This is a genomic window from Streptomyces sp. MUM 2J (assembly GCF_022414535.1).
Lineage (GTDB): Bacteria > Actinomycetota > Actinomycetes > Streptomycetales > Streptomycetaceae > Streptomyces.
Map to the genome: position 1 here is coordinate 1 of NZ_JADWYM010000005.1, position 16,917 is coordinate 16,917.

Consider the following 16,917-nt stretch of genomic DNA (forward strand, 5'->3'; position numbering starts at 1 on the left):
CCACCGTCATGGACCTCATCCAGGCCAAACTCCCCACCCCGCCCACCGAGGACTGAGCCCGCAGGCGCACGCAAAAGGGGCACCCGGCACCCACCGTGCCGAGTGCCCCTTTTGCGTATAACGTGACGATCACCGGCCCCGGGCCCACACGTTAGGTAAAGTAAGCAAAGAGACAGCGAGTCAAGGTGCGCCGGGAAGTCTGGTCGGCATGAGTTCTGTGCTGCCCACTCACCGGAGGTCCCACCGTGACCGCGCCCCGCACGAGCAACACCGGCAACCGCAAGGTGTTCGGACGCCTCTCCCTGCCGGAGCGCACCTTCGTCGCCGACGCGCTGCGCACCGAGACCGTCGGCGGCGTGCTGCTCCTCGCCGCCGCGATCGCCGCGCTGGTCTGGGCGAACGTCCCCGCGCTGCGGGACAGCTACAAGACCGTCACCGACTTCCACATCGGCCCCGAGGCCCTCGGCCTGAACCTCTCCCTGGCCCACTGGGCCGCCGACGGACTCCTGGCGATCTTCTTCTTCGTCGCCGGCATCGAGCTCAAGCGCGAGCTGACCGCGGGAGACCTGCGCGACCCCAAGGCCGCCGTACTGCCCGTCGTGGCCGCGCTCTGCGGCATGGCGGTCCCCGCGCTGGTCTACGCCCTCACCAACGTGGTCGGGGGCGGCTCGATGGACGGCTGGGCGGTACCCACCGCGACCGACATCGCCTTCGCGCTCGCGGTCCTCGCCGTGATCGGCACGTCCCTGCCGAGCGCACTGCGCGCCTTCCTGCTCACCCTCGCCGTGGTCGACGACCTCTTCGCGATCCTCATCATCGCGGTCTTCTTCACCTCCAGCATCGACCTCCTCGCCCTCGGCGGCGCCGTGGTCGGCCTCGCCGTCTTCTGGCTGCTGCTGCGCAAGGAGGTACGCGGCTGGTACATCTACGTGCCGCTCGCCCTGGTGATCTGGGCACTGATGTACAACAGCGGCGTCCACGCCACCATCGCCGGCGTCGCGATGGGCCTGATGCTGCGCTGCACCCCCCGCGAGGGCGAGGAACACTCCCCCGGCGAGCACATCGAGCACCTGGTCCGCCCCGTGTCGGCGGGCCTCGCAGTGCCGCTGTTCGCGCTGTTCAGCGCCGGGGTCGCCGTCGACCACCACGCGCTGCTGGACGTGTTCACCAAACCGGAGACGCTCGGCGTGGTCCTCGGTCTCGTGGTCGGCAAGACGGTCGGCATCTTCGGCGGAACCTGGCTGACGGCACGCTTCACCCGGGCGTCCCTCAGCGAGGAGCTGGCCTGGGCGGACGTCTTCGCGGTGGCCGCGCTCGCCGGGATCGGGTTCACCGTGTCCCTGCTCATCGGCGAACTCGCCTTCGAGGGGAACGCGGTCCTGACGGACGAGGTGAAGGCCGCCGTCCTCGCCGGCTCAATGATCGCCGCCGTGCTCGCCTCGATCCTGCTGAAGATACGCAACGCCCAGTACCGCAGGCTCTGCGAGGCCGAGGACCGGGACGAGGACCACGACGGCATCCCGGACATCTACGAGGAGGGCCGTCCGGAGTACCACCTGAGGATGGCCGACATCCTGGAGCGCAAGGCGGCCGACCACCGCCGGATCGCCGCGGAGATGGCCGCCACGCGCCACGCACCCGCCGAAGTGGTGGGCGGGACGGGCGAGGACGACGACCGTCCGGCATGATCTGACGGGACGGTACAAAAGGACGGCATCCCGTGCGGCCACGCCGCGCGGACCCGAACGCAGGAGAGGGAGACCGCGATGAGCGCACCCGACGGCAGCCCGGTCGGCGCCGAACGCAGCATCGGCCAGCTGTTCGCCTCGGCGACGACCGAATTGTCCGCGCTGGTGCACGACGAGATCGCACTGGCCAAGGCCCAGCTCAAGCAGGACGTCAAGCGCGGCGCGTTCAGCGGCGGAGCGTTCACCGTGGCCGGCGCGGTGCTGGTGTTCTCACTGCCGATGCTGAACTTCGCGCTGGCGTACGGCATCCGCACCTGGAGCCACTGGAACCTCGCGGTCTGCTTCCTGCTGTCCTTCGCGGCCAACGTCCTCGTCGCCGCCCTTCTCATCGTGATCGGCGTGGCCTTCGCCAAGAAGGCGCAGAAGAGCAAGGGCCCGCAGAAGGTCGCCGCCTCGGTGAAGGAGACCGCGGGCGTCCTGCAGAAGGCCAAGCCACACCCCCGGCCGGAGCAGCCGGCGCTGGAGGAAGTCGCGCCCGCGGCCGTCGAGGCTGTGGCACGCTCGTCGTCATGACAGACCCGGCCCCCTCCCCGGCGCACCCGGGCACGCCCGTGCGCATCGACGGCCCGTGGACCCACCGCGACGTCGCCGCCAACGGCGCCCGCTTCCACATCGCGGAGCTCGGCGACGGGCCGCTGGTGATGCTGGTGCACGGCTTCCCGCAGTTCTGGTGGACCTGGCGGCACCAGCTGACCGCCCTGGCCGACGCCGGCTACCGGGCCGTCGCGATGGATCTGCGGGGCGTGGGCGGATCCGACCGCACCCCGCGCGGCTACGACCCCGCCAACCTCGCCCTCGACATCACCGGCGTGATCCGCTCGCTCGGCGAGCCGGACGCCGCGCTCGTCGGGCACGACCTGGGCGGCTATCTGGCCTGGACCGCGGCGGTGATGCGGCCCAAGCTGGTGCGCCGCCTCGCCGTCGCCTCCATGCCGCATCCCCGGCGCTGGCGCTCGGCGATGCTCGCCGACGTCAAGCAGACCCGCGCCGGGTCCCACATCTGGGGCTTCCAGCGGCCGTGGATCCCGGAACGGCAGCTGACCGCCGACGACGGAGCACTCGTCGGCCGCCTGATCCGGGACTGGTCGGGCCCGCGCCTGCCGGACGAGGCCGCGGTGGAGACGTACCGCAGGGCGATGTGCATCCCGTCAACCGCGCACTGCGCCGTCGAGCCGTACCGCTGGCTCGTGCGCTCGCTCGCGCGCCCCGACGGCCTCCAGTTCTACCGGCGGATGAAACGGCCCGTGCGCGTGCCCACCCTGCACCTGCACGGCTCCCTCGACCCGGTGCTGCGGACCCGCAGCGCCGCCGGGTCCGGTGAGTACGTCGAAGCGCCGTACCGCTGGCGGCTGTTCGACGGGCTCGGCCACTTCCCGCATGAGGAGGACCCGGTGGCGTTCTCCGCCGAGCTCGTCAACTGGCTGAAGGACCCCGAGCCGGACCGGTGATCGTGGGGGCCGCGATCCGGACCGGCGACCGCCGGCCCGCGATCCGGCCCCGCTCGGTGACCGTGCCTGCGCGCCCGGTATCCGAACGTGAACAACAGTTCAGTGAACGGCCACTTGCCCGGCGCATAGGCCGATTGGGGACCTTGGGAACGGTTATCGACCTTGGGGCAGGGGCACACGTCGGGGTATGGGCTGGACGCACGACTACAGTGACGCAGCACGCGACCGCCGCTCGGGGAACACCCTGAGCTCCCACCAGCGTGGCACACCTCAGCTGCCGGGCAGCGATCCGCGGGTGGGGATCCCGCGCATCCTGCGCCGCCGGGCCCGCTGGGTCTCGGTGCGCCTGCGCCATCCGCGCGGCTGACGCCTCAGGGGCGGCTCACAGCGCGCAACTGTCGCTGTCCACCTGCTCGTTCGCCGTCCGCCCCCGGTCGATGTCGTCCTGGATCTCGTCCTTGCTGAGGGCGTACCCGGTGTCGGCGTCGTCGCGGGACTTCGCGAACACCACGCCGTAGACCTTGCCGTCGGGCGTGAGCAGCGGGCCGCCGGAGTTGCCCTGGCGGACGGTCGCGTACAGCGAGTAGACGTCGCGGCGGATGGTGCCGCGGTGGTAGATGTCCGGGCCGTTGGCCGTGATCCGGCCCCGCACCCGGGCGGCGAGCACGTCGTACGCGCCGTTCTGCGGGAAGCCGGCCACGATCGCGTCGTCACCGCTCGCCGCGTCCTTCTCCGCGAAGTGCAGGGCGGGCGCCCTGAGGTCGGGCACGTCGAGTACGGCGATGTCGCGCCGCCAGTCGTACAGGACGACGGTCGCGTCGTACCGGCGGCCCACGCCGCCTATCTGGACGGTGGGTTCGTCGACGCCGCCGACGACGTGCGCGTTGGTCATCACACGCCGGTCGGCGAAGACGAAGCCGGTACCCTCCAGGACCTTGCCGCAGCCCGGCGCGGTCCCCATGACCTTGACGATGGAGCGCTGGGCGCGGGCGGCGACGGGACTGCCGGCGAGCGCCGGGTCGGGCCTGCGCACGTCGGTGATCGGCTCGTTCGCGAACGGGCTGAAGACCTGCGGGTAGCCGTTCTGCGCGAGGACGGAGGAGAAGTCGGCGAACCAGGTGTCGGCCTGCGCCGGCAGCGCCCGCGACACACCGAGCAGCACCTTGGAGCCGCGGACCTGCTTGCCGAGCGTCGGCAGTGTCGTGCCGGCGAGGGCCGAGCCGATCAGCCAGGCCACCAGCAGCATCGCCACGACGTTGACCAGGGCGCCTCCCGTCGCGTCCAGGGCGCGGGCGGGGGACCAGGTGATGTACCGGCGCAGCTTGTTGCCCAGATGGGTGGTCAGGGCCTGGCCGACGGAGGCGCAGACGATGACGATGATCACCGCGACGACCGCGGCGGTCGTGCTGACCTCGGACTTGTCCGTGAGGACGTCCCAGAGCACGGGCAGCAGGTACACGGCGACCAGGCCACCGCCCAGGAAGCCGATCACCGACAGGATCCCGACGACGAAACCCTGGCGGTAGCCGACGACCGCGAACCACACGGCCGCGATCAGCAACAGGATGTCCAGCACGTTCACCGCTTCACGCCTCGCCTCGTCACGTCGCGATCCCACCAGGTCGGCCGGTGGTCCGGCCCGCCGCTCAGCGGCACACGGACACGGCCCCCGGAGAACCACGATCCGGGGGCCACCCTGTCATGACCGCCAGTCCAGGGTGACCTTCCGGTCACGGTCCCAGGGGCGCTCCCAACCCGCGTAGTGCAGCAGGCGGTCGATGACCCCGGCCGTGAACCCCCACACGAGGGCCGATTCGACCAGAAATGCCGGACCCTGGAAGCCGCTGGGGTGGACGGTCGTCGCACGGTTGACCGGGTCCGTGAGATCCGCCACGGGGACGGTGAAGACGCGCGCGGTCTCGTTCGGGTCGACGACGCCGACCGGGCTGGGCTCGCGCCACCAGCCGAGCACGGGTGTGACGACGAAGCTGCTGACCGGGATGTACAGCTTGGGCAGCACGCCGAAGAGCTGCACCCCGGCCGGGTCGAGGCCGGTCTCCTCCTCCGCCTCGCGCAGCGCGGCCCGCAGGGGCCCCTCGGCCAGCGGATCGCCGTCCTCCGCGTCGAGCGCGCCGCCCGGGAACGAGGGCTGCCCGGCATGTGATCTCAGGGAGCCGGACCGCTCCATCAGCAGCAGCTCCGGCCCGAACCCACCGTCGCCGAAGAGGATGAGGACGGCGGACTGGCGGCCCGCGCCGTCAGCGGGCGGCAGGAAGCGGCTCAGCTGGAGCGGCTCGACCGTCTCGGCGGCGTGCACCACCGGGCCGAGCCAGTCGGGCAGGCCTTCCTTGGACAACGCCACCGAACCGCCCTGTGTGTCGCTCGCGCGCGTCATCTGCACCCCCGTTCCGCTGTGTCCAACGCCCGAGCCCCCGCAGATCGTTCCGTCATCCGGCCCCCAGCGGCGGCGCCGCTCTGCCGCCCGCGTCGAGGTAGGCCTGCGGCGGCTTCAGGCGCTGGCCGGGGAAGCCGCCCTTCTCGTACTTCAGGAGCTTCGCTGCCTTGTCCGGGTCGGTCTCGCCCTCGCCGTACGCCGGGCAGAGCGCGGCGATGGGGCAGGCGCCGCAGGCCGGTTTGCGGGCGTGGCAGATACGGCGGCCGTGCCAGATCACGTGGTGCGACAGGTCGGTCCAGTCGCTCCTGGGGAAGAGGGCGCCGATGGCGGCCTCGATCTTGTCCGGGTCGGTCTCCTCGGTCCACTGCCAGCGCCGCACGAGCCGCTGGAAGTGCGTGTCCACGGTGATGCCGGGACGGCCGAAGGCGTTGCCGAGGACGACGAAGGCGGTCTTGCGGCCGACGCCGGGCAGCTTGACGAGGTCCTCGAGCCGACCGGGCACCTCTCCGCCGAAGTCCTCCACCAGAGCCTTCGACAGCCCTATCACCGACCTGGTCTTGTTCCGGAAGAAGCCGCAGGGGCGGAGGATCTCCTCGACCTCTTCCGGGTTGGCGGCGGCCAGGTCCTCGGGGGTGGGGTACTGCGCGAACAGGGCCGGGGTCGTCTGGTTGACGCGCAGGTCGGTGGTCTGCGCGGACAGGACCGTGGCGACGATCAGCTGGAAGGGGTTCTCGAAGTCGAGTTCGGGGTGGGCGTACGGATAGACCTCGGCGAGCTCCCGGTTGATCCGGCGGGCTCGGCGGACGAGGGCGGTGCGGGACTCCTGCCTGCGGGCCCCCGAGGCGGTGGCGGTGGCGGTGGCCTTCCCGGAGGCGGCGGCCTTCTTCGCGGGGGAGGACCTGGCGGTGGACGGCGCCCTCTTCGCCGGGGTGGCCGACTCGGCCCGGGCAGCCCTCCCGGCCGGGGCGGCCCTCTTCGCGGGCGTGCTCCTCCCGGCCGTCCCGCCGGGGGGCGCTCCCTCCCCGGACGCGGCCTTCCTCCCCGATGCGTTCTCCGTTGCCTTCTTCGCGGCTTTCGCCCCCTTCTTACCCCCGTCGGAGCCCTGTTCGCCCACAGCGGAATCGCGACGTACCACCACCAGCCCAGTCCCCTTGTCCTGCGCTCTCACCGGCCTTTTGGACACCCGGCCAGCCTAGAGCCCGGCACCGACATCCGCCCCGGACCCCGAAGATCGGCGTCCAATTGGCCCCCTGCCTCGTACGTCGCCACGCGTGTACGGCATCCTTGTGACAGATCACACTGTTTGGACCGTCCGCCAGAATGGGCACCACGGTCCCCTGATAGACGGGGGAGCAAGATCCCCTGAGCAGGTCGACAAGGAGAGAACTCGTGGACGACGTTCTGCGGCGCAACCCGCTCTTCGCGGCACTCGACGACGAGCAGGCCGCGGAGCTTCGCGCCTCCATGAGCGAGGTGACCCTGGCACGCGGCGACTCGCTGTTCCACGAGGGTGACCCGGGAGACCGGCTGTACGTGGTGACGGAGGGCAAGGTCAAGCTCCACCGCACCTCCCCCGACGGCCGGGAGAACATGCTGGCCGTCGTCGGCCCCGGCGAGCTGATCGGCGAGCTGTCGCTGTTCGACCCGGGCCCCCGGACGGCGACCGCGACCGCGCTGACCGAGGTCAAGCTGCTGGGCCTGGGCCACGGCGACCTCCAGCCCTGGCTGAACGCCCGGCCCGAGGTGGCCACCGCGCTGCTGCGTGCCGTCGCCCGCCGTCTGCGCAAGACCAACGACGCCATGTCGGACCTGGTCTTCTCCGACGTGCCCGGTCGTGTGGCACGGGCCCTGCTGGACCTCTCCCGCCGCTTCGGCGTGCAGTCCGAGGAGGGCATCCACGTCGTGCACGACCTCACCCAGGAGGAGCTGGCCCAGCTGGTCGGCGCCTCCCGCGAGACGGTCAACAAGGCGCTCGCCGACTTCGCCCAGCGCGGATGGCTCCGCCTGGAGGCGCGGGCCGTGATCCTGCTGGACGTCGAACGCCTCGCGAAGCGCTCGCGCTGACCCGCTGGAAGCTCCGCCCCGGACCGCCCACCACGCCGGAGACGATCAGCCCCAAGGGGCTCGACGCCCGCGGATTCCTCGTGCGCGAGGGCTCCCTCGCCCACGTGGCGCCCCTCTTCGCCCCCGTGGTCGCCGGGATCCGGCGCCGGCTTCCCGGCGAGCCCGTCGGCGACGCGTCCGTCCCGCGGCCGTACGCCGACGGCCCCGGGCCCCGGCTCGCCGAGGAGTACGCGCGCGTGGCGGCGTCGAAGCACCGCGGCCCGACGGCGGCTGAACCGGCAGGTCCGTTGGCCCGCCCCGCACGCCCTCGGGACGGCGGGAGTGCGTGCCGGGCGTCACGACGGGGCGAACGTCGCCTGTGGCGGCACTAGATCAGCCCGTGCTCCTCCAGGTAGTCCAGCTGGGCCCGTACCGACAGCTCCGCCGCCGGCCAGAGCGAGCGGTCCACGTCCGCGTAGACATGGGCGACGACCTCGGGGGCGGCGCGGAAACCGTTCTCGACGGCCGTCTCGATCTGGGCGAGCCGGTGCGCGCGGTGGGCGAGGTAGTACTCGACGGCCCCCTGGGCGTCCTCCAGAACCGGTCCGTGGCCCGGCAGGACCGTGTGGACGCCGTCGTCGACGGTCAGGCACCTCAGTCGGCGCAGCGAGTCCAGGTAGTCGCCGAGACGGCCGTCGGGGTGCGCCACCATGGTGGTGCCGCGGCCGAGGACGGTGTCGCCGGTCAGAACCGCCCGGTCGGCCGGGAGGTGGAAGCACAGCGAGTCCGCGGTGTGTCCCGGTGTGGGCACGACCCGCAACTCCAGGCCGCCCACCCCGATCACGTCCCCGGCGGCCAGACCCTCGTCACCGAGCCGCAGCCCCGGGTCGAGGGCACGTACGCGCGTGCCGGTCAGCTCGGCGAACCTCGCGGCGCCCTCGGCGTGGTCGGCATGGCCGTGGGTGAGCAGGGTGAGGGCCACGCGCCGGCCGGCCTTCTCGGCCGTGTCGACGACGGTGCGCAGATGCCCCTCGTCCAGCGGGCCCGGATCGATCACCACGGCCAGGTCGGAGTCGGGCTCGGCGACGATCCAGGTGTTCGTGCCGTCCAGGGTCATGGGGGAGGCGTTCGGCGCGAGGACGTTCACGGCGCGCTCGGTGGCCGGACCGGCCAGGACCCCGCCCCGGGGCTGGCCGGGAAGGGCGGAGGCGTCGGTCATGCGGAGGCTCCCCCCGTCGGAACGTGTTTGGTGAACTCGTCGTGTCCCGGCCAGGAGAGCACGACCACGCCGTCCTCCAGCCGGGCCCGCGCCAGTACGGGTGTCAGGTCCCGGTCCGGTGCCGCGGCCAGCGTCTCGGCCACGGTGGAGTACGGCACCAGCTGCCGCAGGGTGGCGATGGTGGGCGGCATCATCAGCAGCTCGCCCCGGTCGTAGGCGTCCCCTGCGTCCTGCGGACGGACCCACACCGTCCGGTCTGCCTCGCCGGAGACGTCGCGGGTGCGCTGCCCGGCGGGGAGTGCGGCCACGAAGAACCAGGTGTCGTAGCGGCGGGGCTCGAACTCGGGCGTGATCCAGCGAGTCCAGGCGCCCAGCAGGTCCGATCGCAGTACCAGGCCGCGGCGGTCCAGGAACTCCGCGAACGACGTCTCACGGGCCACCAGCGCCACGCGGTCGGCTTCCCAGTCCGCGCCGGTGGTGTCGCCGACCACCGAGTCCGGCGTCGGACCCGCCAGCAGGACGCCCGCCTCCTCGTACGTCTCGCGGACGGCCGCGCAGACGATCGCCTGGGCCGCCGTCTCGCCGTCGACGCCCAGCCGCGCGGCCCACCACGCGCGCGTGGGGCCCGCCCAGCGCACCAGGTGGTCGTCGTCGCGGGGGTCGACACCGCCGCCGGGGTAGGCGTACGCGCCCGCGGCGAAAGCCATCGAGGCGCGTCGGCGCAGCATGTGGACTGCGGGGCCGGTACCGGCACCGGAGTCTCTCAGGAGCATCACCGTCGCCGCGCGCTTCGCCGCGACCGGCGCGAGGGTGCCGGCCGCCAGCGCGCGGATCCGGTCCGGCCACTCGGGTGGATACCACTGCCCATTCGCCATGGGCGGAGGCTATCCCGTGGCGACCGAATGTTCGAGAGGTGCCCCGAGGCGACCACAGAAGTAACGAAGGGGACATATGCCCCGAACACCCCTGCCCGTTCGCGCCACGCACCGTGACGGGGCGGTGACAGGTACGGCGCGGGCGGGTCCGCACACCGGCGCCGCGGGCGGCAGCGAGTGCGCCAGGGTACGGCGACGGGTACGGCCCGGGAGGCGGCGGCACCGCGCCGGTCGGCTCCACCCATCCGCGGCGGGCACGGGCGCGTGCCGGGGGCGACGGCCACCCGAACCGGAGCCGGCGCCCCCGGGGAAGCGGCACCGGCCGCGGCGGCAGCGGTAGCCGCCGGGCGCCGGGTCGGCCGGGGTGAGCCCGCCGGGGACGGCGGAGGAACCGCCCTCGGCACCCGTTCGGACCGGCGGGCGCCCTGCCGGGCGGCGCGCACCGGTGGTCCCTTCCGGTCACGGCACCCCTAGGCCAGCTCCACCTGGATCTCGACCTCCACCGGCGCGTCCAGGGGCAGCACCGCCACGCCGACCGCGCTGCGCGCGTGCACGCCCTTGTCGCCGAGGACCTCGCCGAGCAGTTCGCTCGCGCCGTTGAGCACGCCGGGCTGACCGGTGAAGTCGGAAGCGGAGGCGACGTAGCCGACGACCTTCACCACGCGCGCGACGCGGTCCAGGTCGCCCGCGACGGACTTCACGGCGGCCAGCGCGTTCAGCGCGCAGGTGCGGGCCAGGCCCTTGGCCTCCTCCGGGGTGACCTCGGCGCCCACCTTGCCGGTGACGGGCAGCTTGCCCTCGACCATCGGAAGCTGGCCGGCCGTGTACACGTAGGGGCCCGACCGGACCGCCGGCTGGTAGGTCGCCAGCGGCGGCACGACCTCCGGCAGGGTCAGACCGAGTTCGGCGAGCCGCGCCTCGACCGTGCTCACGCCGCCTTCTCCCGCTTCAGGTAGGCCACCAGCTGCTCGGGGTTGTTCGGCCCGGGCACGACCTGGACGAGCTCCCAGCCGTCCTCGCCCCAGGTGTCCAGAATCTGCTTCGTCGCGTGCACGAGCAGCGGCACGGTCGCGTATTCCCACTTCTTGGTCATGGGCCGACTGTAGCCGCTGTGACAGGTGGGACAGCCGGCCGGCCGCGGCGTCCGCGGGCCGCCGCGAGCACCGTTATCCACAGCCTCCCGCTTGAGCGACGCCGGGACTGGTTACGCTCGAAGACGTGAGCAGGCTCCAGGTCGTCAGCGGCAAGGGCGGGACCGGAAAGACGACGGTCGCCGCAGCCCTCGCGCTGGCCCTCGCGACGGAGGGGAAGCGGACGCTTCTCGTCGAGGTCGAGGGCCGGCAGGGCATCGCACAGCTCTTCGAGACGGAGGCGCTGCCCTACGAGGAGCGCAAGATCGCCGTCGCGCCGGGAGGAGGTGAGGTCTTCGCCCTCGCCATCGATCCCGAACTGGCCCTTCTGGACTACCTCCAGATGTTCTACAAACTGGGCGGGGCGGGCCGGGCACTGAAGAAGATCGGCGCCATCGACTTCGCCACCACCATCGCCCCCGGCCTGAGGGACGTCCTCCTCACCGGCAAGGCGTGCGAGGCGGTGCGCAGGAAGGAGAAGTCGGGGCGGTTCGTCTACGACTACGTCGTCATGGACGCGCCGCCCACAGGCCGGGTCACCCGCTTCCTCAACGTGAACGACGAGGTGGCGGGACTGGCGAAGATCGGCCCGATACACAATCAGGCCCAGGCTGTGATGCGGGTGCTGAAGTCGCCGGAGACGGCCGTGCACCTGGTGACGCTGCTGGAGGAGATGCCGGTCCAGGAGACCGCCGACGGCATCGCCGAGCTGCGCTCCGCGCGGCTGCCGGTGGGCCGGGTCATCGTGAACATGGTGCGGCCCGAGGTGCTGGACGCGGCCATGCTGGAGCAGGTCCGCGGCACCCCCCGTGCGGCCCTCGCCCGCTCGCTGTCATCGGCCGGGCTGGGCGGGGCGCGGCGCGGCGGGCACGCGGAGCGGCTGGTGGATCCGCTGCTGCGGCAGGCCGAGGAGTACGCCGAGCGGTACGCCCTGGAACACGAGCAGCGCGCCGCCCTGGGCGACCTGGGCCTGCCGCTGCACGAACTGCCGCTGCTCGCCGAGGGCATGGACCTGGCGGGCCTGTACGAACTCGCCACCGAGCTGCGGAAGCAGGGGATGTCATGAGTCCGGATGCCGCGCAGGATTCCCCGCGCCGCCTCTCCCCCGTGCCCGTGCTCGACCCGGACCCGCTGCTGGACGACCCGGAGACCCGGATCGTGGTGTGCTGCGGCTCGGGCGGCGTCGGCAAGACGACCACCGCGGCGGCCCTCGGTCTCAGGGCCGCCGAGCGCGGCAGGAAGGTCGTCGTCCTCACCATCGACCCGGCCCGGCGGCTCGCCCAGTCGATGGGCATCGACTCGCTCGACAACATCCCGCGCCGGGTGAAGGGCATCGAGGACTCCGCAGGCGGCGAGCTGCACGCGATGATGCTCGACATGAAGCGCACCTTCGACGAGATCGTCGAGGCGCACGCGGATCCCGAGCGGGCGGCGGCGATCCTGAGCAACCCCTTCTACCAGTCGCTCTCGGCGGGCTTCGCGGGCACGCAGGAGTACATGGCGATGGAGAAGCTCGGGCAGTTGCGGGCCCGGGACGAGTGGGACCTCATCGTCGTCGACACCCCGCCCTCCCGCTCCGCGCTGGACTTCCTGGACGCGCCCAAGCGGCTCGGCTCCTTCCTGGACGGGCGGCTGATCCGACTGCTGACGGCACCGGCGAAGCTGGGCGGCCGGGCCGGGATGAAGTTCCTGAACGTCGGGATGTCGATGATGACCGGCACGCTCGGCAAGCTCCTCGGCGGACAGCTGCTGAAGGACGTTCAGACGTTCGTGACCGCGATGGACACCACCTTCGGGGGCTTCCGCACCCGCGCGGACGCCACGTACAAGCTGCTCCAGGCTCCCGGTACGGCCTTCCTCGTGGTGGCGGCCCCGGAGCGGGACGCACTGCGGGAGGCCGCCTACTTCGTGGAACGCCTGGCGGCGGAGGACATGCCGCTGGCCGGCCTGGTCCTCAACCGGGTCCACGGCAGCGGTGCCGCCCAGCTGTCGGCCGAGCGGGCACTCGCCGCCGCGGAAAATCTTGAAGAGACCCGCATTGTCGATCAGGAGGGCGGGAAAGCTGGACTTCGTAACTCTCCCGACACGTACGGCAGTTCAGGCTCCGCGGACTCTCCCGCATCCGAGTCGGCCTCCGGCCCAGGCTCCCCCGCCCCGGAGGCGGCCACGGACAGCGCGGACCACCCCGCGGCGGACATCCCTGCGGGCGCGGCCGACGGCGACCGCGCTGCGGGAGACCGCCTCCCGGGCGAACGTCCCGCGGACGACCGCGCCGCGGACGAGGTCGCCGCGGGGCTGCTGAGGCTGCACGCCGAGCGCATGCAGCTGCTCTCCCGCGAGCAGCGCACGCGCGACCGGTTCACCGCGCTGCACCCCGAGGTGGCGGTGGCCGAAGTGGCCGCGCTCCCCGGCGATGTACACGACCTCGTGGGGTTGCGGGACATCGGTGACCGCCTCGCGGCCAACCGCCCGGAACTCCCCGACAGCGCCGGGAAGACGGTCGACACGGAGCTGTGAGCCGTCGCGTCCGGCCACGGCGTGCCGACCCGGGGCCGGCGTCCGTCGTACGGGCGTGCGCGACCGAGAGGTTCGTCACATGCCGACCGCCGCGGCGAAAGCCGTGCCGGCACCCGTGGGAGGTGCCGCATCGACGCCCGTCGCCCGGTGCCGTGTCGCCGGGTGCCGTACGGTGCCGACGCCCGCGGCAGGAGGCGTACGCATCGCCGCGCCCGTGCCCCGCCCTCACGGCTGCACCCGCGGGGCCACCTTCGTGACCGCGCCCGTGGGGCCGTACTCACGGCCGTATCCGTGGTGACGGCCGGAATCGTGCCGGTGCCCGTCGCGGTCGCCCGAATATCTCCTCAGCTCACCGCCGCATAGTTCTCGTACACCTCGTCGTCGAGCGGCACGATGCCCGCGCCGCGCTCGTACTCCGTGCGCGCGGTCTCCAGGAGCCGGCGCCACGAGGTGACCGTCGGCCGCCGGCGCAACAGCGCGCGGCGCTCCCGCTCCGTCATGCCTCCCCACACGCCGAACTCGACGCGGTTGTCCAGCGCGTCCGCCAGGCATTCCGTGCGCACCGGGCATCCTGTGCACACCGCCTTGGCCCTGTTCTGCGCTGCTCCCTGCACGAACAGTTCATCCGGATCGGTAGTGCGACAGGCAGCCTGCGCACTCCAGTCGGTAACCCAGCCCATACCGGCGCCGTCCTCTCCCGAATCGAGGCTCCCCCACGGCGGCAGCGGCATATTCACCGCCGCCAGTTGAGGACGTTACGGAAGGTGGGGACAGTGCAACACCCCCAGCGGGCCCAATCTTGAATGGCCCGAACGGACTATGAGGAAGCGGCAGATCACCCGGGGGAGTGAGCTGGCGACATACGTGATCATCCCGGCGAAACGGGACAGTATTGTCGCGCCACAAAGGACGCCGAATGACACACGAGGCGGATTCGGACACGCCCCATCAGAAAATCGGGGTACCTCCGGAACGATTCGGGGTCGCCGGACGTATTGATACGTGACCGCACTGCTGTGACAGTTGAGAGCAGCTTAGGCCAAGGCCTGTACGCATGTCCGGCGAATGGGAACGCCGGTCCTCTCGTGTCGCCGTGCCGTCGCGCGCGAGCGGGACGGCCGGGCCGGCAGAAGCACGCAGGCGCCGCCCCGCAAGGACGCGGAGCCGCCGGGGGGCGACCGCTCCTTCGGAACGCTCAGGAGTACGGATTAGGCTGCCCCCATGCCAAAGAAGCGCTCGGGCGGTGGTCTGTCGCCAACGCAGCAGGCCGCCAAGTTCCTCGGTGTCAGTGTGCTCGCGGGAGCCGTGCTGGCCGGCATCGCCCTGCCCGCGGTCGGCGCGCTCGGCCTGGCCGCCAAGGGTTCGGTGGAGAGCTTCGACGAGCTCCCCGCCAACCTGAAGACGCCACCGCTGAGCCAGCGCACCACGATCCTCGACGCCGAGGGCGGCCAGATCGCCACGGTCTACTCCCGCGACCGCACGGTGGTGCAGCTGAAGAGCATCTCGCCGTACATGCAGAAGGCGATCGTCGCGATCGAGGACTCGCGCTTCTACGAGCACGGCGCGGTCGACCTCAAGGGCGTCCTGCGCGCGCTCAACAAGAACGCGCAGAGCGGCGGCGTCGCCCAGGGCGCGTCCACGCTGACCCAGCAGTACGTGAAGAACGTGTTCATCGAGGAGGCCGGGGACGACCCGACGAAGGTCGCCCAGGCCACCCAGCAGACCATCGGCCGCAAGATCCGCGAGCTGAAGTTCGCGATTCAGGTCGAGGAGGAGCTGGGCAAGAAGAAGATCCTCGAGAACTACCTGAACATCACCTTCTTCGGCGAGCAGGCCTACGGCGTCGAGGCCGCCGCCCAGCGCTACTTCTCCAAGCACGCCAAGGACCTCACCCTGCCCGAGTCGGCCCTGCTGGCCGGAATCGTCCAGTCCCCGAGCCGCTACGACCCGGTCAACGACGAGGCTGAGGCCACCAAGCGGCGCAACGTCGTGCTGCAGCGCATGGCCGAGGTCGGCGACATCTCCCAGGCGGAGGCCGACCAGGCCAAGGAGAAGCCGCTCGGCCTGAAGGTCAGCAAGCCCAAGAACGGCTGCATCACGGCCGTCAAGGGTGCGGGCTTCTTCTGCGACTACGTCCGCCAGGTCTTCCTCACCGACCCGGTCTTCGGCAAGACCCGGGAGGACCGGGCGAAGGTCTGGAACCAGGGCGGTCTGACCATCCGCACCACCCTCGACCCGCAGGCCCAGAACTCGCTGCAGGAGTCGGTCAAGGACCACGTCAACAAGGACGACGACGTGGCCACCGCCGCCAGCATCGTCGAGCCCGGCACCGGCAAGATCCTCGCCATGGGCCAGTCCCGGCCCTACGGCTTCCGCAAGAACGAGACGACGATCAACCTCTCGGTCGACCGGAACATGGGCGGCGGCGCCGGCTACCAGCCCGGTTCGACGTTCAAGCCGATCGTGGCCGCCGCCGCGCTCGAGGGGGGTACCCCCGCGACGCAGATGTTCTCCTCCCCGTACCGCATGGAGTACCCGCACCCGATCTCCGCCTGCGACGGCAGGATCTGGAACGAGAAGGGTGTCTGGCTCACCAACGAGACCTCGGCCGAGGTCGGCCCGTACTCCATGAAGGAAGCGACCGCCAAGTCGGTCAACACCTACTACGTGCAGCTCATCGCCGACGTCGGCATCTGCCCGGTGACCGAGATGGCCCAGCGGATGGGCGTCGAGCGCGCGGACGGCGGCAAGCTCCAGCAGGCCCCGTCCATCGCCCTCGGCACCCAGGAGATGTCCCCGCTGACCATGGCGAACGCGTACGCGACCTTCGCCTCGCGCGGCATGTACTGCACGCCGATCGCCATCGAGTCGATCAGCCAGCGCATCGGCGAGCAGACGAAGTCGATCGAGGTGCCGAAGTCGACCTGCTCGCGGGCGATGTCCGAGAACACCGCCGACACGATCAACACGCTGCTGCGGGGAGTCGTCGAGGACGGCACGGGCCGGCAGGCGGGCCTCGCCAACCGCCCCAGCGCGGGCAAGACCGGTACCACGGACGAGCGGTACGCCGCGTGGTTCGTCGGCTACACGCCCAACATGGCCGGCGCCGTGTGGGTCGGTGACCCGGCGCACAAGCGGAAGATGCAGCAGATCTCGATCGGCGGCGTCTGGTACGGCAAGGTGTACGGCGGTCAGGTGCCCGCCCCGATCTGGAAGGACATGATGGCCGGGGCGCTGGACGGCAGGGACGCCCCCGACTTCCACCTCGTCGACATCCCCGACCCCGTCAAGCAGAAGCCGGACGACGGCAACGACGACGGCAACGGCAACGGCGGCGACAACCGCAACAAACCAGGCAACGGCGGCAAACGCGGCGGAGCCTCCCCGGAGCCCACCTTCTCCTTCCCCGGCGGCCTGTTCCAGGGCAACGACATCGGAGGCGGGACGGGCAACGGCCGCGGCGGCGGCAACTGGCCGTAAGGTCCCCGGGTCCGCCTCACCCGCCCCACACGACGACGCCGGGGGCGTCCTCCCCGAGCCGG

16 protein-coding genes are annotated in these 16,917 nt (G+C 71.8%); 8 read left to right on the top strand and 8 right to left on the bottom strand.

The annotated features are described in order from the left end of the window. Positions 1-245: 245 nt before the first annotated feature. The 4 genes from nhaA (at position 246) to I3F54_RS06405 (ending at position 3,563) form a co-directional block, all read left to right on the top strand. A complete protein-coding gene (nhaA, locus tag I3F54_RS06390) occupies positions 246-1,688 on the top strand; it encodes a Na+/H+ antiporter NhaA (protein WP_240117626.1) in 1,443 nt (480 codons plus the stop codon). A gap of 78 nt (positions 1,689-1,766) precedes the next feature. Further along, positions 1,767-2,261 carry a phage holin family protein gene (locus tag I3F54_RS06395; protein WP_240117627.1) on the top strand — a complete coding sequence of 165 codons (495 nt, stop codon included), beginning with the start codon at positions 1,767-1,769 and terminating at the stop codon, positions 2,259-2,261. Further along, the gene (locus I3F54_RS06400; protein ID WP_240117628.1) at positions 2,258-3,196 is read left to right on the top strand and encodes an alpha/beta fold hydrolase; all 939 of its coding nucleotides are present in this window, start codon (positions 2,258-2,260) and stop codon (positions 3,194-3,196) included. Before I3F54_RS06395 ends, I3F54_RS06400 begins: the two co-directional genes overlap by 4 nt. A gap of 187 nt (positions 3,197-3,383) precedes the next feature. After that, on the top strand, positions 3,384-3,563 hold the full coding sequence (locus tag I3F54_RS06405; RefSeq protein WP_240117629.1) for a hypothetical protein: 180 nt from the start codon (positions 3,384-3,386) through the stop codon (positions 3,561-3,563). Positions 3,564-3,578: 15 nt separating this feature from the next. Here I3F54_RS06405 and I3F54_RS06410 read toward each other — a convergent pair whose 3' ends face one another. The 3 genes from I3F54_RS06410 to nth form a co-directional block, all read right to left on the bottom strand. Further along, on the bottom strand, positions 3,579-4,778 hold the full coding sequence (locus I3F54_RS06410; RefSeq protein ID WP_240117630.1) for a MarP family serine protease: 1,200 nt from the start codon (positions 4,776-4,778) through the stop codon (positions 3,579-3,581). Between the two features lie 117 nt (positions 4,779-4,895). After that, complete coding sequence (locus I3F54_RS06415) at positions 4,896-5,591, bottom strand: CoA pyrophosphatase (RefSeq protein WP_240117631.1); 696 nt, start codon at positions 5,589-5,591, stop codon at positions 4,896-4,898. 52 nt (positions 5,592-5,643) lie between these two features. Beyond that, complete coding sequence (nth, locus tag I3F54_RS06420; protein ID WP_374205871.1) at positions 5,644-6,726, bottom strand: endonuclease III; 1,083 nt, start codon at positions 6,724-6,726, stop codon at positions 5,644-5,646. 254 nt (positions 6,727-6,980) lie between these two features. On the opposite strand from nth, the gene I3F54_RS06425 reads away from it, so the two are divergent. Further along, positions 6,981-7,655, top strand: a complete 675-nt coding sequence (locus I3F54_RS06425) for a Crp/Fnr family transcriptional regulator (RefSeq protein ID WP_010031945.1) — start codon at positions 6,981-6,983, stop codon at positions 7,653-7,655. A 367-nt stretch (positions 7,656-8,022) separates the two neighbouring features. Here the strand turns inward: I3F54_RS06425 and I3F54_RS06430 are convergent, their stop codons facing one another. The 4 genes from I3F54_RS06430 to I3F54_RS06445 all read right to left on the bottom strand — a co-directional run bounded on the left by I3F54_RS06430 (position 8,023) and on the right by I3F54_RS06445 (position 10,821). After that, complete coding sequence (locus I3F54_RS06430) at positions 8,023-8,853, bottom strand: MBL fold metallo-hydrolase (protein ID WP_240117633.1); 831 nt, start codon at positions 8,851-8,853, stop codon at positions 8,023-8,025. Further along, the gene (locus tag I3F54_RS06435) at positions 8,850-9,728 is read right to left on the bottom strand and encodes an NUDIX hydrolase (protein ID WP_240117634.1); all 879 of its coding nucleotides are present in this window, start codon (positions 9,726-9,728) and stop codon (positions 8,850-8,852) included. Before I3F54_RS06435 ends, I3F54_RS06430 begins: the two co-directional genes overlap by 4 nt. Positions 9,729-10,198: 470 nt before the next feature. Beyond that, positions 10,199-10,660 carry a RidA family protein gene (locus tag I3F54_RS06440; protein WP_240117635.1) on the bottom strand — a complete coding sequence of 154 codons (462 nt, stop codon included), beginning with the start codon at positions 10,658-10,660 and terminating at the stop codon, positions 10,199-10,201. Continuing rightward, complete coding sequence (locus I3F54_RS06445; RefSeq protein WP_007383662.1) at positions 10,657-10,821, bottom strand: DUF4177 domain-containing protein; 165 nt, start codon at positions 10,819-10,821, stop codon at positions 10,657-10,659. Before I3F54_RS06445 ends, I3F54_RS06440 begins: the two co-directional genes overlap by 4 nt. A gap of 125 nt (positions 10,822-10,946) precedes the next feature. On the opposite strand from I3F54_RS06445, the gene I3F54_RS06450 reads away from it, so the two are divergent. After that, entirely contained in the window at positions 10,947-11,924 is a 978-nt protein-coding gene (locus I3F54_RS06450; RefSeq protein ID WP_240117636.1) for an ArsA-related P-loop ATPase, read from the top strand. After that, complete coding sequence (locus tag I3F54_RS06455) at positions 11,921-13,375, top strand: ArsA family ATPase (RefSeq protein WP_240117637.1); 1,455 nt, start codon at positions 11,921-11,923, stop codon at positions 13,373-13,375. Before I3F54_RS06450 ends, I3F54_RS06455 begins: the two co-directional genes overlap by 4 nt. A 344-nt stretch (positions 13,376-13,719) precedes the next feature. Here the strand turns inward: I3F54_RS06455 and wblA are convergent, their stop codons facing one another. Continuing rightward, positions 13,720-14,055 carry a transcriptional regulator WblA gene (gene wblA, locus I3F54_RS06460; protein WP_240117888.1) on the bottom strand — a complete coding sequence of 112 codons (336 nt, stop codon included), beginning with the start codon at positions 14,053-14,055 and terminating at the stop codon, positions 13,720-13,722. Between the two features lie 541 nt (positions 14,056-14,596). On the opposite strand from wblA, the gene I3F54_RS06465 reads away from it, so the two are divergent. After that, positions 14,597-16,855, top strand: coding sequence for a transglycosylase domain-containing protein (locus I3F54_RS06465; RefSeq protein ID WP_240117638.1), 2,259 nt, complete (start codon positions 14,597-14,599; stop codon positions 16,853-16,855). Positions 16,856-16,917 lie beyond the last annotated feature (62 nt).

Bases quoted from the DNA above. Each gene is read 5' to 3' on its own strand.
- I3F54_RS06395 (WP_240117627.1), top strand. From the start codon at position 1,767: ATGAGCGCACCCGACGGCAGCCCGGTCGGCGCCGAACGCAGCATCGGC.
- I3F54_RS06400 (WP_240117628.1), top strand. From the start codon at position 2,258: ATGACAGACCCGGCCCCCTCCCCGGCGCACCCGGGCACGCCCGTGCGC.
- I3F54_RS06405 (WP_240117629.1), top strand. From the start codon at position 3,384: ATGGGCTGGACGCACGACTACAGTGACGCAGCACGCGACCGCCGCTCG.
- I3F54_RS06415 (WP_240117631.1), bottom strand. From the start codon at position 5,591: ATGACGCGCGCGAGCGACACACAGGGCGGTTCGGTGGCGTTGTCCAAG.
- I3F54_RS06430 (WP_240117633.1), bottom strand. From the start codon at position 8,853: ATGACCGACGCCTCCGCCCTTCCCGGCCAGCCCCGGGGCGGGGTCCTG.
- I3F54_RS06435 (WP_240117634.1), bottom strand. From the start codon at position 9,728: ATGGCGAATGGGCAGTGGTATCCACCCGAGTGGCCGGACCGGATCCGC.
- I3F54_RS06445 (WP_007383662.1), bottom strand. From the start codon at position 10,821: ATGACCAAGAAGTGGGAATACGCGACCGTGCCGCTGCTCGTGCACGCG.
- I3F54_RS06455 (WP_240117637.1), top strand. From the start codon at position 11,921: ATGAGTCCGGATGCCGCGCAGGATTCCCCGCGCCGCCTCTCCCCCGTG.
- wblA (WP_240117888.1), bottom strand. From the start codon at position 14,055: ATGGGCTGGGTTACCGACTGGAGTGCGCAGGCTGCCTGTCGCACTACC.
- I3F54_RS06465 (WP_240117638.1), top strand. From the start codon at position 14,597: ATGCCAAAGAAGCGCTCGGGCGGTGGTCTGTCGCCAACGCAGCAGGCC.